The sequence below is a fragment of the Arthrobacter sp. StoSoilB20 genome (assembly GCF_019977295.1).
In the GTDB taxonomy this organism is placed as follows: domain Bacteria; phylum Actinomycetota; class Actinomycetes; order Actinomycetales; family Micrococcaceae; genus Arthrobacter; species Arthrobacter nicotinovorans_A.
In genome coordinates, this window is sequence record NZ_AP024651.1 from 4,400,016 (window position 1) to 4,412,643 (window position 12,628).

The 12,628-nt window shown below is 62.3% G+C and carries 11 protein-coding genes; 3 read left to right on the forward strand and 8 right to left on the reverse strand.

The window, feature by feature from the left end; genetic code table 11:
* Positions 1 to 17 precede the first annotated feature (17 nt).
* The gene (locus LDN85_RS20045) at positions 18 to 377 is read right to left on the reverse strand and encodes a metalloregulator ArsR/SmtB family transcription factor (protein ID WP_026542660.1); all 360 of its coding nucleotides are present in this window, start codon (positions 375 to 377) and stop codon (positions 18 to 20) included.
* A gap of 93 nt (positions 378 to 470) precedes the next feature.
* Positions 471 to 1,442, reverse strand: coding sequence for a hypothetical protein (locus LDN85_RS20050; protein ID WP_026548450.1), 972 nt, complete (start codon positions 1,440 to 1,442; stop codon positions 471 to 473).
* 156 nt (positions 1,443 to 1,598) lie between these two features.
* Between LDN85_RS20050 and LDN85_RS20055 the strand changes: the two genes are divergently transcribed.
* Complete coding sequence (locus tag LDN85_RS20055; RefSeq protein WP_026542658.1) at positions 1,599 to 2,078, forward strand: DUF4383 domain-containing protein; 480 nt, start codon at positions 1,599 to 1,601, stop codon at positions 2,076 to 2,078.
* Between the two features lie 177 nt (positions 2,079 to 2,255).
* On the opposite strand, the gene LDN85_RS20060 is transcribed toward LDN85_RS20055, so the two are convergent.
* From LDN85_RS20060 to LDN85_RS20085, 6 genes are all read right to left on the reverse strand, one after another.
* Positions 2,256 to 2,936: a response regulator transcription factor gene (locus tag LDN85_RS20060; RefSeq protein ID WP_223943960.1), complete on the reverse strand. Its 681-nt coding sequence runs from the start codon at positions 2,934 to 2,936 to the stop codon at positions 2,256 to 2,258.
* Positions 2,929 to 4,254 carry a histidine kinase gene (locus LDN85_RS20065; RefSeq protein ID WP_223943961.1) on the reverse strand — a complete coding sequence of 442 codons (1,326 nt, stop codon included), beginning with the start codon at positions 4,252 to 4,254 and terminating at the stop codon, positions 2,929 to 2,931. Before LDN85_RS20065 ends, LDN85_RS20060 begins: the two co-directional genes overlap by 8 nt.
* A gap of 203 nt (positions 4,255 to 4,457) precedes the next feature.
* Positions 4,458 to 5,279 (reverse strand): IclR family transcriptional regulator, encoded by an 822-nt coding sequence (locus LDN85_RS20070; RefSeq protein ID WP_223943962.1) that lies wholly within the window; start codon positions 5,277 to 5,279, stop codon positions 4,458 to 4,460.
* Positions 5,280 to 5,363: 84 nt separating this feature from the next.
* Entirely contained in the window at positions 5,364 to 6,620 is a 1,257-nt protein-coding gene (locus tag LDN85_RS20075) for an aminopeptidase P family protein (protein ID WP_026548452.1), read from the reverse strand.
* Positions 6,621 to 6,648: 28 nt separating this feature from the next.
* Complete coding sequence (locus LDN85_RS20080) at positions 6,649 to 8,007, reverse strand: MFS transporter (protein ID WP_223943963.1); 1,359 nt, start codon at positions 8,005 to 8,007, stop codon at positions 6,649 to 6,651.
* A gap of 1,163 nt (positions 8,008 to 9,170) precedes the next feature.
* On the reverse strand, positions 9,171 to 9,842 hold the full coding sequence (locus LDN85_RS20085) for a GntR family transcriptional regulator (RefSeq protein WP_026542962.1): 672 nt from the start codon (positions 9,840 to 9,842) through the stop codon (positions 9,171 to 9,173).
* A gap of 152 nt (positions 9,843 to 9,994) precedes the next feature.
* On the opposite strand from LDN85_RS20085, the gene glyA reads away from it, so the two are divergent.
* On the forward strand, positions 9,995 to 11,407 hold the full coding sequence (gene glyA, locus LDN85_RS20090; RefSeq protein WP_223943965.1) for a serine hydroxymethyltransferase: 1,413 nt from the start codon (positions 9,995 to 9,997) through the stop codon (positions 11,405 to 11,407).
* Complete coding sequence (locus LDN85_RS20095) at positions 11,404 to 12,624, forward strand: sarcosine oxidase subunit beta family protein (RefSeq protein WP_026542964.1); 1,221 nt, start codon at positions 11,404 to 11,406, stop codon at positions 12,622 to 12,624. Before glyA ends, LDN85_RS20095 begins: the two co-directional genes overlap by 4 nt.
* Positions 12,625 to 12,628: the final 4 nt, after the last annotated feature.

Consider the following 12,628-nt stretch of genomic DNA (forward strand, 5'->3'; position numbering starts at 1 on the left):
CCTTCATTGCTGTTCGTTCATTTTTCCGGGTGGGTGCCGGCCTTTGGGGAGGTACCCAGCAACTCGTCCAACTGCCGGAAGCGTGACTCGGCAATCAGTCGGTACTGGTCGATCCATGCCGTCAGGCGCTCCAAGGCTGCCGCGTCCAGGTGAACGGGCCGCCGTTGAGCATCGCGGGAGCGGGTTACCAGTCCTGCGTTTTCCAGGACCTGAATGTGCTTGGAAACCGCCTGCTTGGTGATGGCGAAAGGTTCCGCAAGCTCATTGACGGTGGCCTCGCCCCGGGACAGCCGGGCCACAATGGCCCGTCGCACCGGATCTGCCAGCGCCATGAAGGCTTTGTCCAGGGTTTCTGTCCCCTGAGCATCGTGTTCCATCGCCGTACCGTCTTCCATAATCAACCAAAACATTGATCAACTGCTTGGTTGATTAAGAGAATACGCTTCTACCCCCGCAGGCACAATGGTTTTCTATTCGCCGCCCAGTTGCCTGAAGTCGTTTTCCCAAAGACGCCGCATCTCCGCGTCCTTGCGGATAACTTCCAAGGTCTCCAGCTCCGCTGGCGGGGCCGGACGCTTGGACCGCGGAGTCAACGTGCGGCGACCTTGGTCCAGCGCCAGGAGCGCGCGGTCCGTCAAAGCATCATTCTTCAAAGCCAAGTTGGTCTTTCGGCGCCGGAGGACTTCCTTCAACGCGGCTTGGGCGGCCTCGAAGTCGCCCCTCGCGCGCTGCGAACGGGCACGGATCAACAGGAGCGCCGCCGAGAGGTCGTCGGTATTCAACAAACCTTCCGTCCACAGCACCACGTCACGGTGTCGTTCCAACGAAAACGCCGCAGTGCAGCGCGCCAACGCAGAAGGCAACGACGGCGGCAACGTCACCACAGCTTCCAACGCCGCCTCGGTCATTCCCATCTCCCGCAAGCAATGGGCCAGCGCCAGGAACACCGATTCCTCGCTGAACAAAACCGGAACCTCAATCCGTTCAGCCACCTCGACCTTGGTGACCACCTGCCCAAGGTAGATAGCCGAGAACTGGCTGGCGTCGTCGTCGATCCTTGTTGTTAATCCGCGCTGCAGCAGCTCGGAAGCCCGCAGGAACCCGCCGTGTTTGTAAGCAAGCAAGCCCGCCATCACGTGGCACAGGCCGGCCCATCCAGGGTTCATGCGGCCGAAAGCCAGGAGGCGATCCGGTTCCGTGGACGTAAACACGGCGTCGTGCATCGCCTTGGCCGTTTTGGAAGAGAGCATCCTCAACCGCGGGACATTGCCGGTTACAGTCAACCGCGCGTGGTCCCGCCCACCCAGCACCCCGGAAAGTACGTCGTTCACGCCGTCCGTGAGCCCGCGAACCGGGGTACGGACGTAACCCTCGCGGAAAGGCGTGAGGTCCCGGGTGTCATGGAAAATCGTGTGCACGCGGCCGTTGGGAGCTTGGCTCATAACCCCATGCTAACCGCCGCTGAACTGGGCACATCCCCTGCTATCGGAGGCATTTCAGGAGTATTATGGCGGCGTCGGCAAGGTTTTGCGACACCCCTTGCCGCAGGTCGGCTCTCCATGAGAAGAGCCGGGTAACCGCGTGAAAGGGAGGACTTGATGACCACCGCTTCGCACCCCGCCGAACACCACCACATGATGGGGTTGACGCTACGCAACACCGCCATGGGCGTTGGCATTGTATTTCTGCTGGTAGGCGTCCTGGGCTTTATCCCGGGGATCACCACCAATTTCGGCGCCATGACCTTTGCAGGACATGAATCCGGCGCCATGCTGCTTGGAGTCTTCCAAGTGTCCGTACTCCACAACATCGTTCACCTGCTGTTTGGCGTGGCCGGCTTGGCCATGGCAAGGAACGCACGCATGGCCCGCCTGTTCCTGTTGGGCGGTGGCGCCGTGTACATCGTTCTTTGGATCTATGGCCTGGTCATCAACCAGGAAACAGGCGCCAACTTTGTCCCGTTCAACACCGCCGACAACTGGCTCCACCTGATCCTCGGTGTTGCCATGATCGGCTTGGGTGCTTGGCTGGGCAGGGATGCCATGGACGAAACAACCACGACGCGACGGAGGATGTAACGGTTCCACGCACCTTGGTGAATCAACGACGGCGACCGCCTCCCCAGAGGGGACGGCCGCCGTTTTTTGTTCGCCACCGCCTCGCCCAGGTGCCACTTAATGGCAATGTTTGCGCTCCGGATTGTCACCAACTGCCATGTCGGCGCGCGTTTTAAGCGCTCGACGGCGGGTACCCGGCTATCCGAGCAGCCGGTGCTCGTAAGCGAATGACACGAGTTGAAGCCGCGTCCCGACGCCCAGTTTTGTGAGGACACTGCGCAGATGCGTTTTGACCGTAGCCTCGGATACGAACAAGCTTTCTGCCATGGCACCGTTGCTCAAACCCTTGGCTGCCAAGAGGAAGACCTCCCGCTCGCGCACAGACAAAGGAGCCAGGACGGAAAGATCCGGCCCCGCAACCGGCACTGTCCGGGCAGCATGCTGAAACAGGTCATGCACGGATCCTGGCGCGATGACCGAGTACCCGGAATAAACGGTCCTGATAGCCGCCAACAGAAACTCCGGTTCGGCGCTTTTTAGCAGATACCCGCTTGCGCCCGCTTGGACGGCCTCAACCACAGCCTGGTCACGGTTGAAAGTGGTCAAGGCGATGATTTTCGGCTTCTCCAACCCGTCACGCAACGCAGCATCCCAGAGGTGCTTGGTGGCAGTTACCCCATCCATCACCGGCATACGGAGATCCATGAGCAAGACGTCAGGCGGCTGCTCTGTGGCGCGCGCCACCGCCTCGCTGCCGTCGCCAGCCTCCCACGCCAGCAGCATGTCCGGCTGGCTTTGAACCAACATCCGGATACCGGCCCGGAACAAGGGCTGGTCGTCAACCAGCGCCACGGAGATCGGCGTAGGTGATTCAGCCAAGGCCACCAGCTCCTCCCGCCGGGGTCCGTGCTCCCAGATCCGTCAATGCCTCGGATGGATGGGAGGTAGGCTGCAGACTCGCGGTTCCATAGGGAAGAAAGGCAGTTACCCGAAACTGCTCGCCATCCGGGCCCACAGTCAGCCAACCACCGGCGAGATGCGCGCGCTCCCGCATACCGGGAACGCCTCGTCCATACCGTTCCTTGGCCTGCCCGGCGTCCGTTTCCCCCAACGGAACGGACGCCGGCAGCGTGGAGGAAGCATGAAGTGTCAGCCCTGGGCCGCTCCAATCGAAATGCACCCGCACGGCGGTTCCCCGGCCGCCATGCTTCAGTGCGTTGGTGAGACATTCCTGGACGATTCTGAACACTGCCAGCTGCTGACCTGCTCCCAGTTCAACGGGTACACCGCTCTCACTGTGCTCAATCTCAAGGCTGCCCTGACGCATGCGTTCCATCAGCGGTCCGACGTCGCTGATCAAGGGTTGTGGGGCAACCATGCCATCGTCCCTAACGCCTTCGATGACGCGTTGGGCATCAACCAATGCGTGCCTGGCTGATACGGCGATGTTCTCCAACGCGTCCAGGACAGGCTTCGGCTGACCTTTGCTCAGATACCGCGTGCCATCAGCCTGGGCCGTAATGACTGCCAATGAATGAGCCAGGACATCATGCAGATCGCGGGCGATCCGAGTGCGTTCCTGCTCAATGACCAGTTCGATTTCTGTTTCCTTAAGGCTGGCCTGGGTGAGCACCTGCGCCTTGGACAATGCCCGGCGGTCTTCATACAGGGCTGCAAGGATGCCGAGCGTGCCGCAAGCGGCGGCAACGAGCAACAAAACGCTCGACAATTGCCCGCCGTAGTTCCGCAGAGCGAAACCATCTCCCAAATACATCGGCCTGAACCAACCAACTCCGTCGCCGTAGCGGGCGGAGATCATCATGTAGGTCATGACCAAAACGAAGAGGACATTAGCGGAGACGGCCAGGATTCTCTGCCTCTTATTGCCCGTCCACATGATGAACCCAAGTGATACAAAGGACCCCAGGTAGATCGCCCAATGGTTTGACAACATGGCCGGGACGATGTGCACGAGTTGTCCCACCAGCAGGACAGCCGTCAATCCAAGAGAAAGGTAGGGCTTCCACGTCGCAGTTCCTATCGCTGCCGTCATTACAAGCAGCGGTATGGCGCCTGGCCAATAGAAGCCCGGCCACGGCCCCATCCGGCCAGCTTCCCCCACACACCACAGCACAAAGAAGATGGCAGCCGCCGCGGGGGCGCCCCAATGCCGGACAACTCTCAGTGTTCGTTCCATGCCAGTCAGGGTATCCACGGCTTAGATGCGAATCGGACCAAAACCCGATTCCGCCGGCGATCTCCACCTTAAAGCCAGCACAATCATCCTCCAGGAATTCCGCGCCTCGCCTAGGTGCCAATTAAGGGCATTGTTTGCGCTCCGGATTGTCACCAGCTGCCATGTCGGCGCGCGTTTTAAGCGCTCGACGGCGGGTACCCGCCTTAGCGCGGGGCGCGCCCACCCAGCCGCGTTGTGACCTTTGCTGCTGCTGCGGAACAGGCTTCACCAAGGCTGTCCAAGGTGTCCTGGGAAACCCGGAACTTGGGAGCCGGAATCAGGACCGAGGCCACAATGTCTCCACGATGGTCATAAACGGGCGATGCCACTCCGACTTCTTCAATGGACGTCTCCCCAAAGTTCACTGCCCAGCCGCGCTCCACGGATTCCTCAACCCTGGCCAGGTACGCCTCAATGGCATCCCCGTCCAGGCCTGGAAGGGTGATCGACCCGCTGCGCAGGAGCTGCCGCACACGATCTTTGTCCTCCGCGCCGAGGAACACCTGCACCGATGAACTCAGGGCCTCGTTGTAGCGGGCACCCAACGGAGCCAAGTGCTTGACCTGGTGCCGGCTGGGGATCTGCTCAACGCACATGGACTCGTTGCCGTTCCACACCATGAGCGCGCTCGTCTCCCCCGTGCGTTCTGTAAGTTCGCGCAGCACGGGGTAGGCCACGCGGCGCTCTTCGAGTTCCGCCAGGAGGGGGCCCGCCATGGCGATCATCCCCAGCCCCAAGCGGAACCTGCGCGAATCGACGTCGCGCTCTACCAGGTTTTCCTGTTCCAGCGTCGCCAGCATGCGGGAGACAGTGCTCTTGTGAAGACCAATGCGCCCCGCGATTTCGGTGACTCCAAGGAGAGGCTCCTCAGCAGTGAAACTCCTCAGCACTGCAATGGCATTGACGATCACCGACGTGCTTTTGCTGTCACCATTGCCGTTGCTGTTGCTGCTCTCAGGAGTTTCGCCGGATTCAGTGGGGGTCATGGGTTCACTATATTTCGATTGGAGACAATCCCTCGGACAGGGCCAAGGCCGGTGGACACCACGCTGTGTCCACCGGCCGGGTCACTAGGCTCCGATGATGTTGTACTCAGGGCCGAACGGGAACTTGGTGATGTTCTCGGCGCCGTCATCGCCCACCACCAGGATGTCGTGCTCGCGGTAACCGCCGGCACCCGGCTGGCCGTCCAGCACGGTGATCATCGGTTCCATGGAAACCACCATGCCCGGTTCCAGGACGGTGTCGATGTCCTCGCGGAGTTCCAATCCAGCTTCACGGCCGTAGTAGTGGCTCAGCACGCCGAACGAGTGGCCGTAGCCGAACGTCCGATTGGCCAGGAGCCCGTGGCTGACGTAGATCTCGTTGAGCTCGGCGGCGATGTCCTTGCAGACGGCTCCGGGCTTGATGAGTTCGAGGCCGCGCTTGTGGACCTCCACGTTGATGTTCCACAGTTCCAAGGAACGGGCGTCCGGTTCACCGTAGAACAGGGTCCGTTCCAATGCGGTGTAGTAACCGCTGGTCATGGGGAAGCAGTTCAGCGACAGGATGTCGTGTTCCTGGATTTTGCGCGTGGTGGCCCAGTTGTGGGCGCCGTCAGTGTTGATGCCGGACTGGAACCACACCCAGGTGTCGCGGATTTCGGAGTCCGGGAACGTCCGGGCGATCTCGTGCACCATCGCTTCTGTGCCGATCAGGGCAACCTCATACTCGGTGATGCCGGCTGTGATGGCGTTGCGGATGGCTTCTCCACCGAGGTCACCGATGCGGGCACCGTGCTTGATCACCGCGATTTCCTCGGCCGACTTGATCATCCTCTGCCGCATGGCAGCCTGCGCCACGTCCACCAGCGTTGCTCCGGAGAAGGCAGCCTGGATCTTGTTGCGGTTGTCCAGCGGCAGCGAATCATCTTCGACGCCGATACGGCGCGGGTTGATCCCGCGGGTCCGCAGAACTTCCTGGATGGCGTGGATGTAGTTGTCACGGCGCCAGTCCGTGTACACCAGGTTGTCGCCGTAGCTGCGGCGCCAAGGCATCCCGGCGTCGATATTTGCCGTAATGGTGACCGTGTCGTCCTTGGTAACCACCATGCCGTAGGAGCGGCCAAAGTAGGTGAAGAGGAAGTCGGAGTAGTACTTGATGGAGTGGTAGCTGGTGAGGACCACGGCGTCGAGGTCTTTCTCGGCCATGATGCTGCGCAGGCCGCTGAGGCGGCGTTCAAACTCGGCGTCGGAGAAGGTCAGCGAGACCTTTTCGCCGTTGTTGAGGACTTTGGTGCGCTCGAGCTTGGCGACATCGTTGACGGCCTCGTTCTGCGTGATGGTCATGGTGGTTCCTTTCAATGGGTGGGTTGTACTAGTCCTGCAGCAGAGGCTTCTTGGAAGTCTCCGTAGCGAACAGGACTGCGATGAGGGAAACTATGGCGGCGGCCACGAGGTACCAGCCGGGGGCCAGTTTGCTGGCGGTCATGCCGATCAGGAGGGTGGCCATGAACGGAGCGGTGCCGCCGAACAGGGCATTGGAGAGGTTGAAGCTGACGGCGAAGCCCGTGTACCGGACCTTCGTGGGGAAGAGTTCGGCGAGGAAGCTGGGCAGCGTGCCGTCGTTGAGGGTGAGCATGCCGCCCAGCAGGATCTGCACAAGGACAATGACCAGGAAATTGCGGGTGTCCAGGAGCATGAACGCCGGCACCGTCAGCAGGATGAAGAGGACCGATGCAGTGATCAGCATGCGTTTGCGGCCGAATTTGTCCGAGGCGATGCCCGTCAGGAAGATGAACCCGATGTAGCTGGCCAGGGCAATGGTGGTGGCCAGGAACGACTCCGTGGCGCCGAAGCCCAACTCCTCCGACAGGTACGTGGGCATATAGCTGAGGATCACGTAGAAGCCGACGGCGTTCAGCAACACAGCGCCCGTGGCGATGATGAGCTGCTTCCGATAGGTCCTGAACATTGCCAGGGCCGGTGCCTTGACGTTGTTGTCCTTGGCAGCGAGTTCACGGAAGGCCGGCGTGTCCTCCAGTTTTGTGCGGATGTACCTTCCGATCAGGCCCATGGGCGCGGCGAGCAGGAACGGCAACCGCCAGCCCCACTCGTTGAGCTGCTCCGCGCTGAGTACTGAAGTCAGCAGGGCGGCCAGCAAGGAGCCCAGCAACAGTCCCGCTGCGGTGCTTGCAGGCACGACGGCGGCATACAGTCCGCGGCGGTTCGCCGGCGCATACTCCACCAGGAAAGCGGACGCCCCGGCGTACTCCCCCGCAGCGGAGAATCCTTGAACCACGCGTACGAGGAGGAGCAGGACAGGGGCCATCACGCCGATGGTGGCGTAGCCCGGGATCAGTGCGATGCAGAAAGTGGCTACCGACATCAACACGATCGAGAGGGACAGCGCCTGCTTTCGTCCCAGTCGATCGCCGATGTGGCCCCAGACGAAGCCGCCGAGGGGCCTCACGAAGAAGCTGATGGCGAAGACACCGAACGTCGCAAGCAGGGCCGTCTGCCGGTCTGACTCCGGGAAGAAGACCGTGGAGATGATGCCGGCCAAGTAGCCGTAGACGGCGTAGTCGAACCACTCAACAAAGTTGCCGATGAAGCTGGCAGTGACCACTCGCCGTCGAGTGTCCTTGCTGACTGAAGTGTTGGGGCCTGGGATGTGGTTGGAGCCGGAGGCGGATGAGGTGCCTTGCTCGGCTGCCACAGAGGATTCATTGCTCATGTGTCCACCAAAATCATTGGGGTTGCATTCAACGCAACGCTGTTGCACCAGAGTATGTGTGAGCGGCGCCACGGTCAAGAGGCGGGGGAAACTTTACTTTCGGAGTTCTGCGAGTCCCTGGATATCTGATCGCCACCCTGGTCCACATTCCCAAAGTTGCATTCACAGCGACCCAGTTGCGCCAGAAGCGGCTCAATACCCGTCGCTCTCTCACATCCCCCGGCCTCCACGGGATCGCTCTCTCACATCCCCGCCGCTTCCCCATGTCGCTCTCTCACATCCCCCGCCCTCCATGGAATCGCTCTCTCACATCCCCCGGCCTCCACGGAATCGCTCGCTCACATCCCCACCCCTTCCCCGCGTCGCTCTCTCACATCCCCCGCCCTCCACGGGATCGCTCTCTCACATCCCCCACCCCTTCCCCGCGTCGCTCTCTCACATCCCCCACCCCTTCCCCGCGCCGCCCTCTCACATCCCCCGCCCCTTCCCCGCGCCGCCCTCTCACATCCCCCGCCCTCCACGGGATCGCTCTCTCACATCCCCCACCCCTTCCCCGCGTCGCTCTCTCACATCCCCCGCCCCTTCCCCGCGTCGCTCTCTCACATCCCCCGCCCCTTCCCCGCGTCGCCCTCTCACTTCCTTGAAGAAAGTTGACCGCGAAGGGTCTCCAGTACGGACACCAAGGTCGGCCCGACTCACGCCTTGAGATCGCGGTAGAAAGGCCGCGGGCAAACGAAGTGCGGATTCCCCGTCCAGTCGGCGGCGCTTTCAAGCCCATGGGATGTGAAAGAGCGTCGGGCCCAAGCCAAGGGGATGTGAAAGAGCGTCGGGAGGGGGTGGGGTTATCCGGCAGCGCGCGTCCAAGCGAGGAACGAGCGAGCGCGAAGAGGATGACGCCCCCACCGGGCGACACGAGAGAAGATCACGCTCAAGCCAGGGGGATGTGAGAGAGCGACACGCTCAAGCCAGGGGGATGTGAAAGAGCGTCGGGGGTGGGGTTATCCGGCAGCGCGCGTCCAAGCGAGGAACGAGCGAGCGCGCAGAGGATGACGCCACCATCGGGCGATACGAGAGAAGATCGCGCTCAGGCCAGGGGGAAGTGAGCGAGCGACGCGCTCAAGCCAAGGGGATGTGAAAGAGCGTCGGGGGTGGGGCAGGAGGGCTTAGAGGACCTTGCGGATGGTCTCTTCGAAGCTCACTACGTGGTGCAGGGCGAGGTCGGCGGCGCGGTCTTCGTCGCCGTCGGCTATGGCCGTGAGGAGGTCGGCGTGCTCGGAGATGTGGCCGGAGACGGAGGGCATCTTCTCGAGCATGTGGCACCAGATTCGGGTGGCGAGGTTGTCGTACCGGATCAGGACGTCTTCGAGGTGGGCGTTGGCGGAGGCTTTGTAGATGAGCCTGTGGACCTGGATGTCGTAGCGCATGAGTTCCTGCGAGGAATTCTCCTGGCCTTCGAGATCACGAATGGCGGCAGCGACGGCCCTCAGTTCGGAGCGCATGGCAGGGCTGGCCATGCGGGCGGCTTTCCGGGAGGCCAGGGGTTCCAGGAGCTCGCGGATTTCGGAGACTTCGGCGAGCTGGGTGATGTCCACGCCGGTGGCGAACGTGCCTCGCCGGGGGTAAGACACCACGAGGTGGTCGCTTTCGAGGCGCTTGATGGCCTCGCGCACAGGGGTGCGTCCAATGCCTAGCTCAGCGGCTATTTGGCCATCATTGATGGGGTCGCCCGGCTTGATGTCCAGCATGATGAGCCTGTCGCGCAACAGCAGGTAGGCGTTCTCCGCGAGGGACGTACCCTGTGGAGCTGATTCCAGTGCTTCCAGTGCTGCGCTCATTGCTCTCTCCCGGTAGTCGCACTCCCAGCCTGATGGATGAGTTACGGCGGACCTGTTGACGACTATGTGATCTCCAACATACTATGGCAATAGTTCTAATATATCAGTTGCCTAACAGTCGGCCACTAGCCAAGCTTTTGAAGGAGAACACCATGGTTGAACCGCTGATCCGCCCGCTTGCACAGGCGGACCCGGAGGTTGATCAGGCGATCGCCCAGGAACTCATCCGCCAGCAGTCCACGCTGGAAATGATCGCCTCTGAGAACTTCGCTCCCACGGCCGTCATGGAGGCCCAGGGCTCGGTGCTGACCAACAAGTACGCCGAAGGCTACCCCGGCAAGCGCTACTACGGCGGCTGCGAACACGTTGATGTGATCGAACAGCTCGCCATTGATCGTCTGAAGGCACTCTTTGGCGCGGAGTTCGCCAACGTCCAGCCCCACTCCGGAGCCCAGGCCAATGCCTCGGCCATGCACGCACTGATCACCCCGGGCGACACCATCATGGGCCTGAACCTCGCCCACGGCGGCCACCTGACCCACGGCATGCGCATCAACTTCTCCGGCAAGTTGTACAAAGTTGTTCCCTATGGCGTCCGCGAGGACACCCACACCGTGGACATGGCTGAAGTTGAACGCCTGGCACTTGAGAGCAAGCCCCAACTGATCGTCGCCGGCTGGTCGGCCTACTCCCGCCAGTTGGACTTCGCTGAATTCCGCCGGATCGCGGACCTGGTGGGCGCCTACCTGATGGTGGACATGGCCCACTTCGCGGGTCTCGTCGCTGCAGGGCTCCACCCGAGCCCGGTGCCGCACGCCCACATCGTCACCAGCACCACCCACAAGACCCTCGGCGGTCCCCGCGGCGGTGTGATCCTGACCAACGACGCCGACATCGCCAAGAAGGTTGACTCTGCCGTCTTCCCGGGCCAGCAGGGCGGTCCGTTGGAGCACGTCATCGCCGCGAAGGCCGTGGCTTTCAAGATGGCATCCGAGCCGGAATTCCAGGAACGCCAGGTCCGCGTCCTTGAAGGCTCCAAGATCCTGGCCCAGCGCCTCCTCCAGGACGACGTTGCTGCAGCCGGCATCTCCGTTGTCAGCGGCGGAACCGACGTCCACCTGGTGCTGGCCGACCTCCGCAACTCCGTCCTTAACGGCCAGCAGGCAGAAGACACCCTGCACCGGATCGGCATCACAGTCAACCGCAATGCCGTCCCCTTCGACCCCCGCCCGCCCATGGTTTCCTCCGGCCTGCGCATCGGCACTCCCGCCCTCGCCGCCCGCGGTTTCGGTGCCGAGGACTTCACTGAAGTCTCGGACATCATTGCGACGGCGTTGATCGCCGCAGCGAACAGCGGCACCCAAGCCGACGGCACGAAAGCAGGCACTGAGGCAGGCACCGAAGCAGCCCGCACCGAAGCCGACGTGTCCCTGGACGAAACCACCGCCGTCGAGCTCCGCCGCCGCGTAACCGCCCTGGCGGAGAAGTTCCCGCTTTACCCCCACCTGAACAACAACGGCAATGGCGCCGTAAACGAAACAGAACTGATTGGAGCAGCCCAGTGAGTGCCGACCACCTCCCCGAACACCCGGACTTCCTCTGGCGTAACCCGGACCCGAAGAAAAGCTATGACGCCGTGATTGTGGGTGGTGGCGGGCATGGCCTGGCCACTGCGTACTTCCTGGCGAAAAACCACGGCATGACCAACATCGCCATCCTGGAAAAGGGTTGGCTGGCCGGTGGAAACATGGCCCGCAACACCACCATCATCCGTTCCAACTACCTCTGGGACGAGAGCGCTGCCATTTACGAGCACGCCCTCAAGCTCTGGGAGATCCTCCCGGAAGAGCTGGAGTACGACTTCCTGTTCAGCCAGCGCGGCGTGATGAACCTGGCACACACCCTGGGTGACGTCCGCGAAAGCGTTCGCCGCGTAGGAGCCAACCGCCTCAACGGCGTGGACGCAGAATGGCTGGACCCGCAGCAGGTCAAGGAACTCTGCCCCATCCTGAACATCAGCGACAACATCCGCTACCCCGTCATGGGCGCCACGTACCAGCCGCGTGCAGGCATCGCCAAGCACGACCACGTGGCCTGGGCCTTCGCCCGCAAGTGCGACGAACTCGGTGTGGACATCATCCAGAACTGCGAAGTCACCGGCTTCATCAAGGACGGCAACCGGGTCACCGGCGTCAAGACCACCCGCGGCACCATCAACACCGAAAAGGTGGGCCTCTGCGCCGCCGGGCACAGCTCGGTCCTGGCAGAAATGGCCGGCTTCCGCCTGCCGATCCAGAGCCACCCGCTCCAGGCTTTGGTGTCCGAGCTTCACGAACCTGTCCACCCCACGGTGGTCATGTCCAACCACGTCCACGTGTACGTCTCCCAGGCCCACAAGGGCGAACTGGTGATGGGCGCCGGCGTCGACTCCTACAACGGCTACGGCCAGCGTGGCTCATTCCATGTGATCGAGGAGCAGATGGCAGCAGCCGTGGAGCTCTTCCCGATCTTCGCCCGGGCCCATGTGCTCCGGACCTGGGGCGGCATCGTGGACACCACCTTGGATGCCTCGCCGATCGTTGGTCTGTCCCCGGTGGAGAACATGTTCGTCAACTGTGGTTGGGGAACCGGCGGCTTCAAGGGCACCCCGGCCGCGGGCCTGACCTTCGCGCACACCATTGCAACGGGTGCACCCCACAAGCTGAACAAGCCCTTTGCTCTGGAACGCTTCGAGACCGGCGCCTTGATCGACGAACACGGCGCCGCAGCCGTGGCCCACTAGCGCC